The sequence below is a fragment of the Aeromonas sp. sif2416 genome (genome assembly GCF_019218665.1).
Classification (GTDB): Bacteria; Pseudomonadota; Gammaproteobacteria; order Enterobacterales; family Aeromonadaceae; genus Aeromonas; species Aeromonas encheleia.
The window spans coordinates 309,774-329,850 of sequence record NZ_JAHUXC010000002.1 but is presented as its reverse complement, the minus strand read 5'-3'; the positions used below and the strand labels follow the sequence as shown (position 1 = coordinate 329,850).

Genomic DNA, 20,077 nt, shown 5'->3' with positions numbered 1-20,077 from the left:
ATCAGGCGTTAACCACCTGAGCGACCGCTTTCTCGAACCGGGCCAGACCTTCCTTGATGTCTGCTTCCGGGATAACCAGCGAGGGAGCGAAGCGCACCACGTTAGTACCCGCTACCAGCGCCATCAGCCCCTGATCGATGGAGGCCAGCAGGAAATCGCGGGAGCGCCCCTTGAAGTCATCGTTCAGCACGGCGCCGAGCAGCAGACCCTGACCACGCACTTCGCTGAAGCAGTGGTACTTGGCATTGATGGCTTCGATGCCGGCACGGAACAGGGCTTCGCGCTGTTTGACACCCGTCAGCACCGCCGGGGTGTTGACCACGTCGATCACCGCCTCGGCCACGGCGCACGCCAGCGGGTTGCCGCCGTAGGTGGAGCCGTGAGTACCCACTTTCAGGTGAGCCGCGATCTCGGTAGTGGTCAGCATGGCGCCGATGGGGAAGCCGCCGCCGAGCGCCTTGGCGCTGGTGAGGATGTCCGGCGTGACGCCCAGACCCATGTAGGCAAACAGCTCGCCGGTACGACCGACCCCGGATTGCACCTCGTCATAGACCAGCAGGGCGTTGTGCTTGTCGCACAGCTCGCGCACCCCTTTGGCAAATTCGTCGGTGGGACGAATGATGCCACCCTCACCCTGCAGCGGCTCCATCACCACGGCACAGGTATTGTCGGAGATGACCGAGGCCAACTCGGCCAGATCGTTGTAGGTGACATGGGTGATGTCGGCGGGCTTGGGACCGAAGCCGTCCGAGTAGGCAGCCTGGCCGCCGACGCTGACGGTGAAGAAGGTGCGGCCGTGGAAACCCTGATGGAAGGCGATGATCTGGGTCTTGTGGGCACCGAATTTCTCGATGGCATAGCGACGGGCCAGCTTGAGGGCCGCCTCGTTCGCTTCGGCACCTGAGTTGCAGAAATAGACCTTGTCGGCGAAGGTGGCGGCGACCAGCTTCTTGGCCAGGCGCAGGGCCGGCTCGTTGGTCATCACGTTGGAGAGGTGCCACAGCTTCTCGCCCTGGGTTTTCAGGGCTTCGACCAGCTTGGGATGGCAATGGCCCAGGCCATTGACGGCGATCCCGCCCGCGAAGTCGACATACTCACGGCCTTCCTGATCCCAGACACGTGACCCTTCACCACGCACCGGGATGATCTTGGCGGGCGCATAGTTGGGAACCATCACTTCATCAAACACTTCACGTGTCACTGCCAACAACTCTGACATATTGCTCTCCTTCGATCTGGCGACAGAATAATCCACCGCTCAAAAGTTAAATCCATGTAAACACATCGGCATTGTCACAGAAAAAAAGCTAAAAGTCTGCAACAAGCCGAGTTACAGGGAACAATGTTCGATTGCCTGTGAGATTTTAGGCAACCGCATTGCATAACGGCTCAGGGGGTGTTGGCAAGAGATAATTTGGGCAGGGGGAGAGGTGAATAAAGTGTCAGGGAAAATATTTTTGGGCTCATTCCGATTCTGGGATGAGCATCACGATTTTCTCAGGAACCGGCCAGAAAGTTGGCCAGCAATTGGTGGCCCTGCTCGCTCAGAATACTCTCCGGATGGAACTGAACACCTTCCAGTGGCAGGTGTTTATGGCGCAGCCCCATGATCTCGTCGACGCTGCCATCGGCGTGCTCGCTCCAGGCGGTGACCTCGAAACAGTCGGGCAGGCTCTCGCGCTCCACCACCAGCGAATGGTAGCGGGTGACCCGCAGCGGATCCTTCAATCCTTTGAACACGCCCTCTCCCCTATGGCGAATGAGGGAGGTCTTGCCGTGCATCACCTGACGGGCGCGCACCACCCTGGCGCCGAAGGCCTGGGCGAGAGACTGATGGCCGAGGCAGACGCCAAGGATGGGGAGCTGGCCCGCGAAGCGGCTGATGGCCGCCAGCGAGATACCCGCCTCATTGGGGGTGCAGGGACCGGGGGAGATCACCAGATAACGGGGGGCGAGCCGGGCGATAGCATCCAGGCTCAGCTCGTCGTTGCGCTTCACCACCACCTCCTGCCCCAGGGCGCCAAAATATTGCACCAGGTTCCAGGTAAAGGAGTCGTAGTTATCGATCAACAACAGCATGGGGCAACAACCGGGGACAGGGGATTAACGATCCAGATAGCGCCCTTGCTCCAGCTCGCGCTCGCGCTGGCATTCGGCCAGGTAGATGGCGGCCGCGACGGCAGGGATCTTGTGGTGCTTGTCGATGGCATTGGAGACCATCAGCTGCAGGGTGTTGAGGTTCTTGGCCTTGCGAAACTTGCGCAGCCAGTGACCCTTGTCATCCAGTACTTCACTCACGATATTTGGTTCGACGGACATGCTTGCTCTTGGGGCAGAAACCCGCGTTTGAAATTGGAAGATGAATTCACGAATAAGGGGTCGGTAAAACAAAGAAAGCCAGGCGAATACCCAGCTCTCTTCTACTACACCTTCCCAGTATGTCAGGCTCGAGGAACGAAGCCGACTACATCATATACGCTGACCAGTGTTTTTTCAGCCCTTTCCCGCGCCTTTTGAGCGCCGGCGGCCAAAATAGCCTGCAGATGAGTCTCATCCTGACGCAGCTCGCGGAAGCGTGCCTGGATGGGTTCCAGCAGGGCGACCACGGCATCGGCGGTCTCGCTCTTGAGGTGACCGTACATCTTGCCTTCGAAGTGCTGCTCGAGCTCCGGGATGGAGCGGCCGGTCACGCCGGACATCAGGGTCAGCAGGTTGGAGACCCCGGGTTTGTTCTCCGGATCGAAGCGCACCACCGCCGGCTCGTCGGAGTCGGTCATCGCCCGCTTGATCTTCTTGACGATCTGCTTGGGATCCTCCAGCAAGCCGATGAAGTTCGCCTCGTTGTCGTCGGACTTGGACATCTTCTTGGTCGGATCCTGCAGGCTCATCACCCGGGCGCCGTCGGTCGGGATGAAGGGCTCCGGCAGGGTGAACACCTCGCCGTACAGGTTGTTGAAGCGGGTGCAGACGTCGCGGGTCAGCTCCAGATGCTGCTTCTGATCGTTGCCGACCGGCACCTGATTGGCCTGATAGAGCAGGATGTCGGCCGCCATCAGCACCGGATAACCGAACAGGCCGACGTTGACGTTGTTCTCGAAACGGGCGGACTTGTCCTTGAACTGGGTCATGCGCGACAGCTCGCCCATCTGGGTGTAGCAGTTCAGGATCCAGCCGAGCTCGGCGTGCTGCGGCACATGAGACTGGATGAAGACGGTGCTCTTGGCCGGATCTATGCCCACCGCCAGATAGAGGGCGGCGGCGTCCAGGCACGCCTTGCGCAGGGCGGCAGGCTCCTGGCGGGTGGTGATGGCGTGCAGATCGACGATGCAATAGAGGCAGTCGAAGTCATCCTGCATGTTGACCCACTGACGCAGGGCGCCCATGTAGTTGCCGATGGTCAGCTGGCCCGAGGGTTGGGCCCCGCTCAATACGATAGGTTTAGCCATGAGTGTTCTGATCCTTGTTATTCAACCAGCAGGGCATCGAGCTGGGCAAACTGCTCGCATACCCAGTCCGGGCGGGAATCTGCGATGGGGCGGCCATAGTTGTAGCCGTAGGTGAGCCCCACTACCTTCATGCTGGCGGCCTGGGCGGCCAGCACGTCATTTTCGGAGTCGCCCACCATCAGGGTGCGCGACGGGCTGATGCCCAGCTCCTGGCAGGCGTGCAGCAACGGCGCCGGGCTCGGCTTCTTCTGGGCCACACAGTTGCCCCCCAGCCAGAGCGCAAAACAATCGCTGATGCCGAGGGCATCCAGGATGGGCTGCACGAAGTGGCTCGGCTTGTTGGTCACCACGGCCTGGCGGTAACCGAGCCGCTGCAGGCGGCGCAGACTCTGGGCGACCCCGTCGTACATGGCCAGTCCTTCCAGCAGGCAGGCCTGGTAGTGTTGGTCAAACAGGGGGCGCGCCCTGGCGAACAGCTCGGGGGCCGCGCGGTAATCCAGCGCGCGCTGGATCAGCTTGTCGGCGCCATTGCCGACCCAGGTACGCACCACGGCCTCGTCGGCCTCGGCCAGCCCCAGCTCGCCGAGCGTGCGGTTGACCGCCAGCGCCAGCTGGGGGGCGCTGTCGATCAGGGTGCCGTCCAGATCGAACAGCACCAGATCAAAATCACGCTCAGCGCTTGACATGGGCAAGCTCCGTGCGCATCTGGTCGATGACGGTCCTGTAGTCTGGCTTGCCGAAGATGGCGGAGCCGGCCACGAACATGTCGGCACCGGCCTCGGCGATTTCGCGGATATTCTCCACCTTCACCCCACCGTCGATCTCGAGGCGAATGTCGCGGCCGCTCTCGTCGATCAGGCGACGCACCTGGCGCAGCTTGTCGAGGGTGCCGGGGATGAAGCTCTGGCCACCGAAGCCCGGGTTGACCGACATCAGCAGGATCACATCCAGCTTGTCCATCACGTACTCGAGGCAGGTGAGCGGCGTGGCAGGATTCAGCACCAGGCCGGCCTGACAGCCCTGCTCCTTGATGAGCCCCAGGGTGCGATCGACGTGATCGGACGCTTCCGGGTGGAAGGTGATCAGATTGGCACCCGCCTTGGCGAAGTCAGGGACGATGCGATCCACCGGCTTGACCATCAGGTGCACATCGATGAGCGCCTCGATGCCGTAGTCGCGCAGGGCCTGACAGACCATGGGGCCTATGGTCAGGTTGGGGACATAGTGGTTGTCCATCACATCGAAATGCACCACGTCGGCACCGGCGGCCAGTACCTTGGCGACATCCTCACCCAGACGGGCGAAGTCGGCGGAGAGGATCGAGGGGGCAATCAGAAAGTCTTTCATCAGCGTCATCCATTGGCAGCTTGGCAGAAAAAGCGGCGCAATTTTACCGCAAATATCCGATGAAAACGACCCGAACACAGGAGGAAGCGCAAGCCACTGGCTTTAGCGCCCATATCCACCGAAAACAGCCCGAACGGGGGGAAGAAAAAGTGGACCGCCAGCGTTACCGCCAATATCCGATGAAAACGACCCGAACACTGGGAGGAAGCGCAAGCCATCGGCTTTACCGTCCATATCCACCGAAAACAGCCCGAACAGGGGGAAGAGAAAGTGGACCGCCAGCGTTACCGCCAATATCCGATGAAAACGACTCAAGCGCGGGGAGGACACCGCAGAGGCCAGCGGCTAGCCACCAAAAACGCTCTCCTGGCCCGAAAACGCTGGCGGCACCCGAAGGTGCCGCCAGAGGATCAACCCAGAGGAACCAGCTCGGCATCGCTCGGGTAGTGGCCCTGCTCGGGGGCTATGCCGGGCGGGTAGAGCGCCAGCAGCTCGGCCACCTTGTTGCGACCACTGCCATTGCGGCTGATGGTGCGCTTGACCAGGATCTCGTCCAGCCGGGCGCCGCGATAGAGCTCGCGGGTCAGCTCGATATCGTGATTGCTGATGAGCACCGGCACCCCCTTGTGGGCAGCGGTGTGGCGCGCCAACCGGGCCAGCAGGGCCTGATCGTCCAGGGTGAAGCCGCCGGCCGAGTAGCTGGTGAAGCTCGCCGTGGTGGAGAGCGGCGCATAGGGGGGATCGCAGTAGATCACCCAGTCTTCCTCCGCCCTGGCCATGGCATCAGCATAGCTTTCGCAGATGAAGGTGGCCTTCTGCGCCTTCTCGGCGAAGGCCCACAGCTCCTTCTCCGGGAAGTAGGGTTTCTTGTAGGAACCGAACGGCACGTTGAAGCCGCCCTTCTTGTTGTAACGGCAGAGGCCGTTGAAACCATGGCGGTTCAGGAACAGGAACAGCTGGGCCCGCTCAAAGCCGGCCTCGGTCTGGTTGAACTGGGTGCGCAGCCGGTAGTAGGCAGTCTTGTGGTTGTATTCGGCCACGAACAGCTTGCGCGCCTCGCGGATGAAGTTGTCCGGCTTCTGCTTGAGATGGTTGTAGAGACCGATCAGATCCGGATTGATATCGTTGAGCACATAGGCATCGTAATCGGTGTTGAGAAACACTGAGCCAGCCCCGACGAAGGGCTCCAGCAACACACGCCCGGCCGGCAAGCGCTCGGCTATCTCTTCGACCAGGGAATATTTTCCCCCGGCCCATTTTAAAAACGCGCGTGTTTTTTTCATGGAAATCCGGTGTTAAGAAGGCATTGCCCAAAAAGGGGGGACGATTCTACCCCCTTCCCGGGCTGAATGGCTATTGCTTCAACTCTTTTTGTATCTGGGCAAACGACTTGGGCCAGGGTTGTCCCTTGAGCAAGGCAGGAGTGAGCTTGCGGATCGCCGCCTTGGCCTGGGTGCTGCTGGCATAATCCCCCTGTACCACCACGTACCAGGGGCTGCCACGGAAGCGGGTCTTGTAGACCCAGACCTTGCCAGCCAGCCCATGCTCGGCCACAAAGGCATCGACCGCCTGGGTGTTGCTCGCCCCCATCAGCTGGATGCTGTAGTGATTCTTGGCCTTCTGGTTCAGGGTCGCGGCCGGCGTCAGCGCCACCTTGGGGGCCGGCGCCGCCACGGGGACCGCGGTCACGGCAGGCTTGGGCGCCGCCTGAGCCGCCGCAGATCCACTCTGGCTCTTGGCCGAAGTGGTGGGCTGGCTGGCTTGCGCCACCAGTCCCTGGGTCGAAACTGCCTGGGAGCCGGCGCCTGTCAGCTCGTCCACCACCGCCGTGGGCAGGGCACCGCTGACATTGGGCTGCTTCATCAACTGTTCGACCACCTCGTCGGAGATGACGACCCGGCGCCCCTCGTAATTGGTCGACTCGGTCGTGACCGTCTCGCTCTCGACCTTCTTGGGCAGCGGCTTGGCCTCGGGTTGCCAGTCTCGCGCCACCTGATTACCGCTGGTGGTCTGGGCGGCGCTGGTGCCACCGACACTGAGCGGATCCTTGGCGACGGGATCGGGCAGGGCCGTCCCTTGGGACGACGCCTGGGAGTCATCCTTGCCCGCCTCATCGAACCCCTTGCCATCAAAAAACGGCAGGTAACTCAGGGCCAGCAAACCGGCGGCGACCAGGGCCAGCACGGTCGCTATTTTCTTGACGGGCAACTCGGCCTGACGCTTCTTGGGCCTTCTGTCGGTCATGATATCCTCCAATGACTGCATGATGGCGGACGGGTGTCCGTTTGCCGCACTCAGCATCTCTTCAACTTTCGACTTGGGCAAGAGCGCCGCCGGGATCTTGAGCTCTTTGGCCTTCTCGTACAAGAAGATGCGTTGCTCCGGTGCGCTCAGGGGCGCGACTTCCAGCTCGAGTGCGGGCATAGCCCGTCCCTTGAGCGCCCCCTTTCGGCTGCGACACCAGGCGTCATTGCCCGAGAGCAGGATCGCCAGTTTGTGGGGATTCTCGAGGGTGTCGTTATGGCGACAGAGCGCCCACAACTCCCCGACCAGCTCGGCAGGCAGCTCGTCTGCGCGCTCGATCAGCAGCAGCAGGGTCGAGGACTTGCCCTCGAGCATGCGGAAGAAGCTGTCGGCCAGCGCATCCTGCGGATTGAACAGCGGCCTGGCCACCACCTGCTGCAACAGCAGCTGGCGCACGTCCGTTATCTTCATGGCGGCGCTGCCGATGAGGCTCACCACCCGCACCTGGTCCGGCAGCTGGCCCAGCAGAGACTCGCACAGGGTGCCACGGCCGCTGCCGGCCTTGCCGGAGAGAAAGATGAAGGGGTGATTGAACTCAATCAGGTGCAGCAGCCGGTCAACCAGCTGCCGCTGGGAAGGGAATTTCAGTAACTTATTGGTCACGACCAGACTCGATCACCGCCATCAATTGGGCATCCGTCACATCGGCCACCACCTGGGCGTGGCCGATCCCGACCGGCAGCACCAGCCGCAGCTTGCCCTCCAGCACCTTCTTGTCACGGCGCATATGGCGAATGAAGGCCGCAAAATCCATCTCGGCCGGCGCCTGCACCGGCAGATCGGCCGCCAGCAGCAGGGCCCGGATCCGCGCGACCTGAGCCGCGCTCAGCTCGCCACGCGCCTCGGCCGTTGCCGCTGCCAGCATCATGCCCGCGGCCACCGCCTCGCCATGCAGCCAGTTGCCATAGCCTTTCTCGGCTTCGATGGCATGGCCGAAGGTATGACCCAGGTTCAGCAGGGCGCGCACGCCGTGCTCGGTCTCATCCTGCCCCACCACGTCGGCCTTGATCTCGCAGCAACGACGGATAGCGTAGGAGAGCGCGCCCGTCTCGAGCCGCTGCAGACGCACCATGTTGGCTTCGAGCCAGGAGAAGAATTCGGCATCCCAGATGATGCCGTACTTGATCACCTCGGCCATGCCGGCGGCAAATTCACGCACGGGCAGGGTCTTGAGGCAGTCGGTATCGATGACGACATGCTTGGGCTGATAGAAGGCGCCCACCATGTTCTTGCCAAGAGGGTGGTTGACGGCGGTCTTGCCGCCGACGGAGGAGTCAACCTGGGAGAGTAGCGTGGTAGGCACTTGAATGAACGGAATGCCACGTTGATAGCTTGCCGCAGCAAAGCCGACAACGTCACCTATCACGCCACCCCCCAGGGCGATGAGGGTGGTATCACGACCATGGTTGGTTTCCAGCAGAGCAGACATGATCCGCTCGAAGGTCGCCAAGGTCTTATAGGCCTCGCCATCCGGCAGGATCAGGTGTTCCACCTGAAAACCGGACAACAGCTGAATGAGCTGCTCAAGATACAAGGGAGCCACTACTGTGTTGGTCACTATCATGACCCGCTTGCCCTTGATGGTCTGCGTCAGCACCTCGGGGTGTTGCAACAGACCTGCAGCTATCTCGATCGGATAGCTGCGTTCACCCAGTTCGACCTTCAACCTTTCCATGGACGTCCTCTATTGATTACATGCCAATCAACTTAACAATCTGATTGGCAACAACTTTAGCGCTCTGATCATCCGTCTGGATGACAAAGTCAGCCACTTCTTCATACAGGGCATTGCGCTCTTGCGCCAGACGCTCCAGCACCTCACGCGGGGGCTCTTCGGTTTGCAGCAGGGGACGACGCTTGTCGCGCTGGGTACGTGCCAGCTGCTTCTCAATGGTGGTTTCGAGGTAGACCACGATGCCACGCGCAGAGAGTTTGTTGCGGGTTTCGCGACTGATGATGGCGCCGCCGCCCGTAGCCAGCACGATACCCTGCTGCTCGGCGAGTTCACCTATCACCTTCTCTTCGCGGATCCGGAAACCCTCTTCGCCTTCAACATCGAACACCCAGCCGATATCGGCACCACTGCGGCGCTCAATCTCATGATCTGAGTCGAAAAACTCCATGTGCAGTTGTTCTGCCAGATGTCTACCTATGGTGCTCTTGCCCGCACCCATGGGACCTATCAGGAAAATATTGCGTTTCTCAGCCATGTCTTTTCGTTAGTAATTACAAACTGTATGGCCCCGGTAAACAGTCGACCGGGGTACCTATGAACCTTATCTTGCGATGGATCAGGAGGGGGATTATCTCAATAGAAATCAGGACTGGCAACCGCAGCCCTTACGCCCCAGCCTCATCGGGGCGTAAGGTTATATGTGTTTTACCCTCACATGTAAAGCATTCAGAGGGTATCCGTAACTATCCGCGGGGTCACGAAAATCAGCAGTTCACGTTTCTTGTTCTCGCTGGTGGTTTTCTTGAACAGGTAGCCAAGGCCGGGAATATCTCCCAGCAGCGGCACCTTGGTGACATCGCTCTTGATGGTCTGCTGATAGATCCCCCCCAGCACCAGGGTCTCACCGTTGTTGACCAGCACCTGGGTGGTGATCGACTGGGCATTGATGGAGACGGCATCACCGGTACCGGTCGGCACGGTCTCCCCCTTGGTATCCTGAGTCACGGTCAGATCCAGAATGACTCTGTTGTCCGGGGTGATCTGCGGCGTGACCTTGAGGCTCAACACCGCCTTCTTGAAGGTCACCGAGGTCGCGCCACTGGACGACGACTCCACATAGGGGATCTCGGTCCCCTGCTCGATCAGCGCCGGTTTCTGGTTGGCCGTGGTGACGCGGGGACTCGCGATGATCTCAGCCTTGCTCTCCTTCTCCAGCGCCGACAGCTCGAGGTCCAGCAGGGTGCCATTGGCCAGGCGGGCGACCTGGAAGGCCAGGGTGCCGGCCGCGTTGGTAACCGGCAGGTTGACGTTCAGCCGATCTTCGATGCCGGGCCGCACTATGGTCGAGGTACTGGCATTGTTGCCCGAACCATCATTGCCCTCTATGGTACCCGAGGTGCCATTGCCGTGACCATCCGTCTTGGTCACCCCCCAGCGCACACCCAGCGCCTCGTCGAAGCCGTCATCTATAGTCACCATGCGCGCCTCGATCACCACCTGCTTGACCGGGATGTCGAGGATATCCAGCATCCGCTTGACGTTGCCGATGACGTCCGCCGTGTCCTTGACCACCAGCACGTTGGTGCGTTCATCCACGCTCACCGCCCCTCTGGGGGAGAGCAGCTTGGTGCTTTCGGAGGAGAGCAGCGCCGCCACCTCCGCCGCCTTGGCATAGTTGATCTGCATGTATTCGGTGTAGAGCGGCGCCAGATCGGCCACCTGATTGCGGCTCTCCAACTGCTGCTTCTCACGGGCGGCTATCTCGTCCGCCGGGGCCACCAGCAGGATGTTGTTATCCAGCCGTTTATCCAGCCCTCTGACCTTGAGGATGATGTCCAGCGCCTGCTCCCAGGGCACACCGTCGAGGCGCAGGGTGATGTTGCCGGAGACGGAGTCCGTGGTCACCAGGTTGAGATTGTTGAAGTCGGCGATGATCTGCAGCACGGTCCGTACCGGGATATCCTGAAAGTTCAGGGAGATCGGCTTGCCCTGGTACTGCTTAGCGGCAGTGGTGGCGACGCGTTTTTTCACCTCTATGATGAACATCTTGTCGGCCTGATCGTAGCGATAATCAAACTGGCCATTGACCGAGAGTTCGAACAGGGTGTCGTTACCCTGACGGAAGACCTCCACCTGAGAGACCGGGGTCGCGAAATCCTGAACGTTGATGAGGTTGAGCTGCTCATCCGGTACCCGGGTACCGTGGAACTTGGCCAGCACCTTCTGACCGCGGCTGCTGACATCCACCGCCGCCGAGCTGTTGTCCAGGGTCACCAGAAACTCCCCCTGCCCCTCCTTGCCACGGCGGAAGTCCACCCCTTTGACCGAATTGAAATAAGCTCCCCCCGTGTTCGCCTGCGAGACGGACAGCACCGGCTTGTTGGCTGCAACGGGTACTGCCACCGGCGCCGAGACGGGTTGGGGCTGAGGTTGATACTGGGACTGGTTCTGGGCGATCCGCTGGGTATCAATCAAGGCCGACTGAGTGACCGGCTGGCTCTTGACCAGCGCCGACTGAGTTGCAGCAGGAGAAGCAACCGCCGCGACTGGCTGGCTGGCGTTTTCCCCCAATGACACCAGTAACTTGTTGCCCTGCTGATGGACCTGATAAGGGGTCAGCTGATCGAGCGCTATCTTGATATCCAACCCCTCTCCCTTGCCCTCCACCTTGAGGCTGTCCACCCCCTGCTGCTTGATGGGCAAGGGATTGACCGTCAGTGCTCCTACCGCGCCGGGCACATGCAGCAATAGCTGATTGGGTTCATAGGAGAGTCTGTCGGTAAAGCCACTCACCGGCTCGCTGAAGCTCAGTTCCAGCACGAGCTGATCGGCCAACAGTGGATTCACCTTGACCTCTTGCAGCGCCGCCACCGCCCACACCTGATTGCATGCGCCCAGACACAGCAGCGCCACACCGCTCATCCTGCTTATTGTTGTTCTCATCTCTGCTCATCCCTGATCATAGTTTTGCGTCGAGATTGGCCATGGCCAGCTGTGTTTCTCGGGTGACCCAGCATCCTTTGCCATCCGGTACCGTCTCCATCAAGTCAACATGGGTATTGGTGATCTTGATGACCCTTCCCTGATCCAGCCCCATGTATTGATTAAGTCCGACCCGCATGGCGTGTCCATCCGGGGTTCTGATCAGCGCCCATAATTGTCCCTGTCTCCCAATTGATCCCTGCATGCTCAGGCTGGCCAGCGAATAGCGCTCCAGCACTTCTTTCTCGCGATTGGCCACTATCTGGGCACACTCGGGTTTGACCTTGCCATCCACCTTGGAGCTGGTCTCGGGCTGGGGCTCAATAAAGGGGCTGCGCTGATCGCTACGCTGGTAGGCCATAGGGGAAAACGGCTTTATTTCCGGCAAGGGCTCGATGGGGATGGGCGGCCTTGCCTTGGTCTGCAGCACATATTCATCCATGTCTTCCTGACCGCCACAGGCCGCCAGCAGCAGCACCGGCAACAGGACGCTGATCGCTCTCATGCTCATGGCTTCTGCCCCACGGTTTTGCCGTTGTATTTGTAGGTCTTGGCCAGCATGGACATGCCGATTAGTTCCCCCTGCTCCTTGCTCTGATTGAGCTGGAATGATTCCAGGATCACGATACGGGGCAAGCCCGCCATGTCGGCCGTGAACTTGCCGAGCTCGTGGTAGGTCCCCACCACCTCGATACGCATGGGAAGCTCGGTCGAAAATTCGTGCTGGACCTCGGCCTCCCAGTTGATCCTGTTCAGCTGGAGCCCGTTATCGGTGGCGATGAAGCTGATGTCATCCAGCAGCCCCGCCACCTCATGGGTATTGGGCAGCTGTTTGAGCTGGGCATCGACCAGATGCTCCAACTGCACCATCTGCTTGCGGTATGCCTCCAGATTGGCGGCCAGCATGGCCTTGCTCTCGAACTGCGCCTTCAGTTCGGTCTCTTTACCGGCCTCCTGGCGCAACGCCGTCAGGGAGTTGGCGATAACATAGTAATAGATGGCGCCGCCCAGCAAGGCGCAGCAGATCAGGATGAAGATCCCCTTGGCGACCTTGGGCCAACGCGCCATGTCGTTGAGATCCAGTTCATTGAGCTGTTGTAGATTCATTGTTGCCCCTTAGCCACGTTCTGGGGGAGCGTGGCGATCTGGAACATCATGGAGAACTGGCTGAGTGCAATGGGAGCCAAGTCTGCCGTGAAGATGGTGCTGATCTGTGATTGCCCCAGCCAGCCTGAGCCATCGATACGTCGCATCATGCTGGCTACCCGGCCATAGGCTTCTGCCTTGCCGTTGACATCGATGCGGTTGTTTTGCAGTGCGAGGGTATTGAGATAGACCCCGTTGGGCACCAGCATGGGCAGCTGGTTGAACAGGCGCACCGGTACATTGCGCCTCGTCTGCAACTGCTCTATGAGTTGCATGCGGTCGATCAGCTCCTTGCGTCGTGCCTGGAGCAGCCGGATCTCGCCTAGCTGGGCATCGAGTATGGTCATCTCCTGCTGCAGCCGCTGATTGCGTTGCTGTTGATGGCCGATCTGCTGCACCACCAGCCAGTCGATGGCAAAGGCCAGGGCGGCCGTCCCCGCCAGAAACAGGCCAATCATGGCGCCAAACTGCTGCTTCTGACGCTGGGCCCTGGCCACCCGCCAGGGCAGGAGGTTTATATTTGACATGGTGTGAAGCTCCGCAGTGCCAGACCCAGGGCGGCCATGTACTTGGCGCCATGAGCCAGTCCCCTCTCCCCCTTGGGTTTGCCGAGCAGGGCAAAGGGATCGGGATGAAAGACTTCACAATGGAGATCCGTGCCCATCTGCTCGACCAGGCCCGGCAGTAAGCTGCCCCCGCCCGTCAACACCAGCTTGGGCAACTCCTTGTTGCCCGACGAGCTGCAAAACAGCTGCACGTTGCGCCTGATATGCAGTATCAGGGTATTGAGATGGGGTATGAGCACATCCTGCTCGTGATCGGCAGGCAGGGTACCCTGGACCTTCGCCTGCTCGGCGTCATCCAGCGTCATGCTGTAAAAGGATGCCAGGGCCTGGCTGTATTGATCGCCACCGAAGTTTTGCAAGCGGGAGTAGATCACCTGGCCCCTGATCAGGGCGGCAAAGGTCATGGCACTGGCACCGATGTCGACGATCCCGACCGGTTTGTCCCCCGTCTGCAACTCGGGCAGGCAGGCCAGCACGGCGCGCCCCAGCGCATGGGCCCCCACATCCACCACCCTGGTGCTCATGCCGGCCTCGGTCAGGGCGCTGACCCGGCCGTTGACGCTCTCGGTGCGAGCCGCACTCAGCAACACCTCCTGGCGGGTCGCGTCGGCCGTCAGGCCGAGGATCTCAAAGTCCAGGCTGACCTCATCGAGCGGAAACGGGATGATCTGCTCCGCCTCCATCTGAACCTGGCTCTCGAGTTCGCTGTCGTTGATGTTGGCATCGACCTGGATGACTTTGGTGATGACATTGGAGCCGGTCACAGCGGTCGCCACCTGCTGGCACTCCCCCTGAATGAGTCGCTTGAGTGACTTGAGGGACTGGCTGACGCGCTCGATATCCTGCAACTGGTAATCGACCAGGGTGCCTTTGGGCATGGCGATCTCGGCGATCGATTCGAGATGCACCTTGCCGGGACGTCCGGTGAGGGTGACGGCCTTGATGGTTTGACTACCAAAGTCAATGCCCGCCAAGGAGAGGAGGGATCCTTTGCTGAATAGCCCAAACATATACACATCCATGCGTTATTGGGTTTAGGACTGATTGTAGGTCAGCTCATCAGAAGGTGATGGCTTACCTCAATATAATGCTCTATCTATCAATGTCATAAAGTTTATGTCAAAAGTTGATGCACCTCTCCTTTCCGCCATGGCCAGCGCCCCTTGGTAATTACGTCATGGAATGCTACCCTCGCGCCTCTCCTCGAGGCCCGGCTCTTTGGTCAGGAAAACCTCGAATCTGCGGGGGTAAAAAGGCTATACTCTGCGCCCGTTGGCTAATTTTAAGACGATTGGTAGTTCTTCCATGCTGAAATGGCTCGTTCGCCTGTTTATTGTGATGATGCTGGGTGCTGTGCTGGGTGTTGCCAGCCTCATCGGCATCTATTTCTACATCAAGCCCCAGCTGCCGGATGTGAGCGCACTGCGCGATATCAAGCTGGCCACCCCGATGAAGGTGTATAGCCGGGACGGTGAGTTGATCTCCCAATTTGGCGAGATCCGTCGCATCCCGTTGCGCCTGGACGAAATGCCCCAGTCCATGATCGATGCCGTCCTCGCCACCGAGGATGCGCGCTTCTATGAGCACCCCGGGATAGACCCCATCGGCATCATCCGCGCCGCAACCGTCTGGGCCGTCTCCGGTCAGGCCCGTCAGGGCGCCAGTACCATCACCCAGCAGGTGGCGCGCAACTTCTTCCTGAGCAACGAGAAGACCCTGGTGCGCAAGGTCAAGGAAGTGTTCCTGGCCTGGCGCATCGAGCAGAATCTCTCCAAGGACGAGATCCTGACGCTCTATCTCAACAAGATCCCGCTCGGCTACCGCGCCTTCGGGGTCGGGGCCGCCGCTCAGGTCTACTTCGGTAAGGATGTCAAAGACCTGACCCTTGACGAGATCGCCATCATCGCCGGTCTGCCCAAGGCGCCGTCCATGCTCAACCCCATCCGTTCGCCCGAGCGCGCCTTCGCCCGTCGCAACGTGGTGCTGGGCCGCATGCTGGAGACCGGCAAGATCACCCAGGCCCAGTTTGACGAAGCCTCCAAGATGCCGATCAAGGCCCGTTATCACGGTGCCGAGACCACCCTCAATGCCCCCTATCTGAGCGAGATGGTGCGCCAGAAGATGGTGGAGCAGTTTGGTGAGGATGCCTACACCATGGGGCTGCACGTCTACACCACTGTCACCGCCAAACGCCAGCGCGCCGCTCATCAGGCGCTGCTGGACGGGGTCTTCGACTACGACACCCGCCATGGCTATCGCGGCCCGACCGCGCTGCTGTGGAAGGCGGGTGAAGCCGGCTGGGACTACGACCAGATCATGGCCCACCTGGCCAAGCAACCGACTTACCAGCCGCTGATGGCGGCCGTGGTCACCAAGGTCGGCGACAAGAGCGCCACCCTGGTGCTGAAGAATGGCAAGCAGGCCGAGCTCGGCTGGAACGGCATCAAGTGGGCGCGCACCTTCATCACCGATGATCGCCAGAGCTACGCGCCGAAATCGGCACGGGACGTGCTGAAAGTCGGCGCCCAGATCTGGGTGCGGGAGAAAGGGGAAGAGCTGCTGCTCTCCCAGATCCCCGACGTCAACGCCGCCCTGGTCGCCATGAACCCGCAGGACGGGGCCGTAGAGGCGCTGGTCGGCGGCTTCAGCTTCGAGCTGTCCAAGTTCAACCGGGTCGATCAGGCGCGCCGCCAAGTCGGCTCCAACATCAAGCCCTTCCTCTATGCCACCGCGCTGGAGCAGGGTTACACCCTGGCCTCCCTGATCAACGATGCGCCCATCAACCAGTGGGATCCGGCCAAGGGCCCCATGTGGCAGCCCAAGAACTCCCCGGCCATCTATGAAGGCCCCACCACCCTGCGGCTGGGGCTCGCCAAGTCCAAGAACGTGATGTCGGTGCGCCTGATGCGCGCCATCGGGCTGGATACCTACATCGATGGCCTGACCCGCTTCGGCTTCGCGCGCGATCACATCTCCGCCAACGAATCCCTGGCGCTGGGCGCCGCCGAGTTCACCCCGCTGGAAGTGGTGCGTGGCTATTCGGTGCTGGCCAACGGCGGCTTCCAGGTGACCCCTTACTTCATCACCGAAGTGACCGACAGCTTTGGCACCCCCCTGTATCAGGCCAATCCGGCCGCCGCCTGCCGTGATTGCGGCGTGCTGGCCGCCGCCGGGCTCGACAGCGCCGACGCCTATGCCAATACAGTCCCTGACTGGAAGGCCCAGTGCCCGATCGACCCTGTGGTGCCCAACAACATGGCTCCCCAGACCATCAGTGCCCAGAGTGCCTTCCTGGTCACCGACACCCTGACCACCGCCATCTGGGGTGGCAATGGCTGGCGTGGTACCGGCTGGCGTGCGGCCCGTGACCTCAAGCGTCACGACATCTCGGGCAAGACCGGGACCACCAACGAATCGCGGGATGCCTGGTTCTCCGGCTACACCCCGAACCTGGTCGCCACCTCCTGGATCGGTTTTGACAACCACCAGCGCGGTCTGGGCCGGGCCGAATTCGGCGGCGGTGCGGCGCAGCCCATCTGGATCGACTTCATGAAGACGGCGCTGAAGCAGGTGCCCGAGCGCAAGATGCCGGTGCCGGAGGGGGTCATGCAGGTGCGCATCGATCGCGAGACCGGCCTGCTGACCAATCGTACCGATGGCAGCACCATGGAGGAGTTCTTCAAGGAAGGGACTGAGCCGACCCGCTACGCGAGCCAGCTCTCCGATGGCAATCAGGTCTATGGTGGCGATGGCTCAAGCAGCGATGGCCCGGTCTCGACCGACGACATCTTCTAAGCAGAACCCTTAGATGACAAAAACCGGCGCCAAGGCGCCGGTTTTTTTATGGGGAGCTGGGCGGCTTAACCGAGTTGCGGCCGTATCAGTGACGAGATGCGGGTGGCCAGCTCATTGAAGCAGGGCCGGCGCACCGAGTAGTGGCGATAGAGCAGCGAGATGGTGCGGCCCGGCACCGGATCCACCACGGGGCGGTAGCTGACGCCCCCCTCCTCCTGGTTGGCCGGCACGGCGAGGCGGGGGATCAGGGTCAGGCCGCTGCCGGCCGCGACCATGTTGCGCAGGGTCTCGAGACTGGTGCCCTTGAAGCGCTGATCCTCGCCGATCCCGGCGGCAAAACAGAACCCCATAGCCTGATCCCGCAGGCAGTGGCCGTCGGCCAGCATCAGCAATTTTTTGCCTTTAAGGTTGTGCAGCGGCACCGCCTTAGCCTGCGCCTCGGGATGCTGCTGGGGCACGGCGAGCCACATGGGCTCCTGATACAGCGGTATAGAGCCGAATCCCTCCATCCCCTCCAGCTCGGCCAGTATGATGCAATCCAGCCCCCCCTCCTCCAGCCGCTTGAGCAGCGCCTGGGTCTGCTCCTCGTAGAGGTAGAACTCCAGCTTGGGGAAGTGCTCCCTCAGATCCTGAATGATGTGGGGCAGCAGGTAGGGACCGACGGTGGGGATGAAGCCGATGTGGATCTCACCGGACATGGGTTCGGCAAAGTGCTGGCCTATGCTCTTGAGTTCGCGCACCTCCTTGAGCACCTTGCGGGCCTGCCGGGCCATGGCGTCGCCGGCGGGGGTGAACAAGACCTTGCGGGAGGTGCGCTCGATCAGGATCACCCCCAGCTCATCTTCCAGCTTGCGCAGCTGGCCGCTCAGGGTCGGCTGACTGACGAAGCAGCGCTCCGCCGCCTTGCGAAAGTGTTTTTCCTCTTCCAGCGCTACCAAATACTCGAGATCGCGAAGGTTCATACATCCAGAATCCGGCCAATCAATGGGGCCATTAGGATGCCCAAGAACGGGCAGGGGGACAAGGGATGAGCATCAAACGGGAAGATCCGGCCCGGCACAGCAAAACAAAACGGGCCCGGATACGAGATCCGGGCCGCGCTAAGGGCCATCATCAACGGGTGCTCACACCCGGAAACGACGCACCATCTCCTGCAGCTGCGTCGCCAGCAGATTGAGATCCTGACAGGCATTTGCCATCTGGGTCGCCCCGGCCACCACCTCCTCCGAGGCATGGCTGATGTTGACCACGTTGCGGTTGAGCTCTTCGCTCACCGCCCCCTGCTCCTCGGTCGCCGTCGCTATCTGGATGTTCATGTGGGAGATGCTCTCGACCGAGCCGCTGATCTCGGTGATGGAGGCCCCCGCCTCCCGCGCCGTGCCGACAGTCGCCTGCATCAGCGCCTGGCTCTGCGCCATGGTGCTGCCGGCCTGCTCCGCCCGCTGCTGCAGCTCGGAGATGATGGTGTTGATCTGGGCGGTGGAATCCTGGGTTCGCTTCGCCAGGGTGCGCACCTCATCGGCCACCACCGCAAATCCGCGCCCCTGTTCACCCGCCCGGGCCGCCTCGATGGCGGCGTTCAGGGCCAGCAGGTTGGTCTGCTCGGCGATGCCGCGGATCACCTCCAGCACCATGCCGATGTTGCGGCTGTCGTCGCCGAGCTGGCGGATCACCTCGGCCGTGCTCTCGATGGCGGTCGCAACCTGCTCGATCCGCACTATGGAGTCGTTGACGGTATGAGCGCCCTGCTCGGCCGTGCTGCTGGCCAGGGTGGCCGCCCCCGCCGCGTCGTTGGTGTTGCGGGAGACCTCCTGCACCGTGGCCTGCATCTCGTTCATGGCCGTCGCCAGCTGGTTCAGCTCATGCTGCTGGTTGTTCATGCTGGATGCCGACTGCCTGGCGACCACGCTGATCTCCTCGGCGGCCGAGCTGAGCTGCACCACAGAGCCGGACACCTCGCTGACCAGGTCCCGCAGGCGTCCCTGCATCTCGCCAAAGCCCCTGGCCAGCTGCCCCAGCTCATCATTGTTGAACTGAGCCAGGCTCAGCTCGGTCGCCAGATCCCCCGCCGAGACCTTCTGGGTCTGGGCCAGCAACAGCATGACCGGATTGCGGATGAGCCTAGTCAGCAGCCAGGCCACCACCACCACGAACAGCACGGCGATCGAGCCGACCAGGATGTTGAGCAGCCGGGAATCTTCATACACCCCCTTGATGGTGGTGGTCATGTCACGGGCGGCGTTGTCGTTGATGCTGCGCAGCAGCAAAGCTTGCTTGCTGACGGCCTCCAGCGCGACCAGGGTCTCCCCCTTGCGCAGGGACATGACCCGTTCCAGATCCCCCTTGTGCAGGGCCGCCATCAGCTGCTCATGGGAGGTGAAGTACTGGCTGGCCGCCGCCTTGAGGGCCATGAACTCCTGCTCCTCCTGCCCCGAGGTGAACGGCATGGCACCATAGGACTGGGCCGCGGCGTCGAACTCCTGCCTGGCCGCCTGGTAGGTCTTGTCGTGCAGCGCGATTTCCTGCAGATCTTCCCGCGCCGCTATCACCATGTTCAGCTCGGCCCGTCGCGCATCCAGCAGGGCGATCTCCATCTGGTTGGCGGCCTGCATGCTCGGGATCAGGTTGCCGGTGATCTCGGTGCTGTCACGATACAGACCCGACAACTGGGACACGGAAAACCAAGCAAGGGCGACGATCAGGACGCCCAAGACGGCGAACCCACCGCTCAGTTTCTGGCTAATAGACATGTTTTTGAACATGGTGAAGATCCTTGCCGACAAGAGACACATTCGGGACATTCATGCCCGACATGA

Annotated in this window: 18 protein-coding genes; 1 reads left to right on the top strand and 17 read right to left on the bottom strand. The window is 61.2% G+C overall.

Annotated features, from left to right (window positions below):
• Position 1: 1 nt before the first annotated feature.
• From KW821_RS04865 to tapM, 15 genes are all read right to left on the bottom strand, one after another.
• Positions 2-1,219, bottom strand: coding sequence for an aspartate aminotransferase family protein (locus tag KW821_RS04865; RefSeq protein ID WP_218290622.1), 1,218 nt, complete (start codon positions 1,217-1,219; stop codon positions 2-4).
• A gap of 278 nt (positions 1,220-1,497) precedes the next feature.
• Positions 1,498-2,079, bottom strand: a complete 582-nt coding sequence (locus KW821_RS04860; RefSeq protein ID WP_218290621.1) for an aminodeoxychorismate synthase component II — start codon at positions 2,077-2,079, stop codon at positions 1,498-1,500.
• A 24-nt stretch (positions 2,080-2,103) separates the two neighbouring features.
• On the bottom strand, positions 2,104-2,319 hold the full coding sequence (locus tag KW821_RS04855; RefSeq protein ID WP_042652688.1) for a hypothetical protein: 216 nt from the start codon (positions 2,317-2,319) through the stop codon (positions 2,104-2,106).
• Positions 2,320-2,441: 122 nt separating this feature from the next.
• Complete coding sequence (gene trpS, locus KW821_RS04850; protein ID WP_042652689.1) at positions 2,442-3,446, bottom strand: tryptophan--tRNA ligase; 1,005 nt, start codon at positions 3,444-3,446, stop codon at positions 2,442-2,444.
• Between the two features lie 17 nt (positions 3,447-3,463).
• Complete coding sequence (locus tag KW821_RS04845; protein WP_042652690.1) at positions 3,464-4,132, bottom strand: phosphoglycolate phosphatase; 669 nt, start codon at positions 4,130-4,132, stop codon at positions 3,464-3,466.
• Positions 4,119-4,793: a ribulose-phosphate 3-epimerase gene (gene rpe / locus KW821_RS04840; protein ID WP_218290620.1), complete on the bottom strand. Its 675-nt coding sequence runs from the start codon at positions 4,791-4,793 to the stop codon at positions 4,119-4,121. Before rpe ends, KW821_RS04845 begins: the two co-directional genes overlap by 14 nt.
• Before the next feature lie 410 nt (positions 4,794-5,203).
• The gene (locus KW821_RS04835; protein WP_042652692.1) at positions 5,204-6,076 is read right to left on the bottom strand and encodes a Dam family site-specific DNA-(adenine-N6)-methyltransferase; all 873 of its coding nucleotides are present in this window, start codon (positions 6,074-6,076) and stop codon (positions 5,204-5,206) included.
• Positions 6,077-6,146: 70 nt separating this feature from the next.
• Positions 6,147-7,700 carry an AAA family ATPase gene (locus KW821_RS04830; protein ID WP_218290619.1) on the bottom strand — a complete coding sequence of 518 codons (1,554 nt, stop codon included), beginning with the start codon at positions 7,698-7,700 and terminating at the stop codon, positions 6,147-6,149.
• The gene (gene aroB / locus KW821_RS04825; RefSeq protein ID WP_218290618.1) at positions 7,690-8,772 is read right to left on the bottom strand and encodes a 3-dehydroquinate synthase; all 1,083 of its coding nucleotides are present in this window, start codon (positions 8,770-8,772) and stop codon (positions 7,690-7,692) included. Before aroB ends, KW821_RS04830 begins: the two co-directional genes overlap by 11 nt.
• A gap of 16 nt (positions 8,773-8,788) precedes the next feature.
• Positions 8,789-9,307: a shikimate kinase AroK gene (gene aroK / locus KW821_RS04820; protein WP_218290617.1), complete on the bottom strand. Its 519-nt coding sequence runs from the start codon at positions 9,305-9,307 to the stop codon at positions 8,789-8,791.
• A gap of 191 nt (positions 9,308-9,498) precedes the next feature.
• Entirely contained in the window at positions 9,499-11,715 is a 2,217-nt protein-coding gene (locus KW821_RS04815) for a type IV pilus secretin PilQ (RefSeq protein ID WP_218290616.1), read from the bottom strand.
• Positions 11,716-11,731: 16 nt separating this feature from the next.
• Positions 11,732-12,259 carry a pilus assembly protein PilP gene (locus KW821_RS04810; protein ID WP_042652697.1) on the bottom strand — a complete coding sequence of 176 codons (528 nt, stop codon included), beginning with the start codon at positions 12,257-12,259 and terminating at the stop codon, positions 11,732-11,734.
• Between the two features lie 2 nt (positions 12,260-12,261).
• Complete coding sequence (gene tapO, locus KW821_RS04805) at positions 12,262-12,861, bottom strand: type 4a pilus biogenesis protein PilO (protein WP_218290615.1); 600 nt, start codon at positions 12,859-12,861, stop codon at positions 12,262-12,264.
• Entirely contained in the window at positions 12,858-13,427 is a 570-nt protein-coding gene (tapN, locus tag KW821_RS04800; RefSeq protein WP_218290614.1) for a PilN domain-containing protein, read from the bottom strand. Before tapN ends, tapO begins: the two co-directional genes overlap by 4 nt.
• On the bottom strand, positions 13,415-14,476 hold the full coding sequence (tapM, locus tag KW821_RS04795; protein WP_305729936.1) for a PilM family type IVa pilus assembly protein TapM: 1,062 nt from the start codon (positions 14,474-14,476) through the stop codon (positions 13,415-13,417). The genes tapN and tapM overlap by 13 nt, the downstream gene beginning before the upstream one ends.
• A gap of 295 nt (positions 14,477-14,771) precedes the next feature.
• Between tapM and KW821_RS04790 the strand changes: the two genes are divergently transcribed.
• The gene (locus tag KW821_RS04790; protein ID WP_218290612.1) at positions 14,772-17,261 is read left to right on the top strand and encodes a penicillin-binding protein 1A; all 2,490 of its coding nucleotides are present in this window, start codon (positions 14,772-14,774) and stop codon (positions 17,259-17,261) included.
• 65 nt (positions 17,262-17,326) lie between these two features.
• On the opposite strand, the gene oxyR is transcribed toward KW821_RS04790, so the two are convergent.
• Positions 17,327-18,223, bottom strand: coding sequence for a DNA-binding transcriptional regulator OxyR (gene oxyR / locus KW821_RS04785; RefSeq protein WP_218290611.1), 897 nt, complete (start codon positions 18,221-18,223; stop codon positions 17,327-17,329).
• 162 nt (positions 18,224-18,385) lie between these two features.
• On the bottom strand, positions 18,386-20,023 hold the full coding sequence (locus KW821_RS04780; RefSeq protein ID WP_218290610.1) for a methyl-accepting chemotaxis protein: 1,638 nt from the start codon (positions 20,021-20,023) through the stop codon (positions 18,386-18,388).
• Positions 20,024-20,077 lie beyond the last annotated feature (54 nt).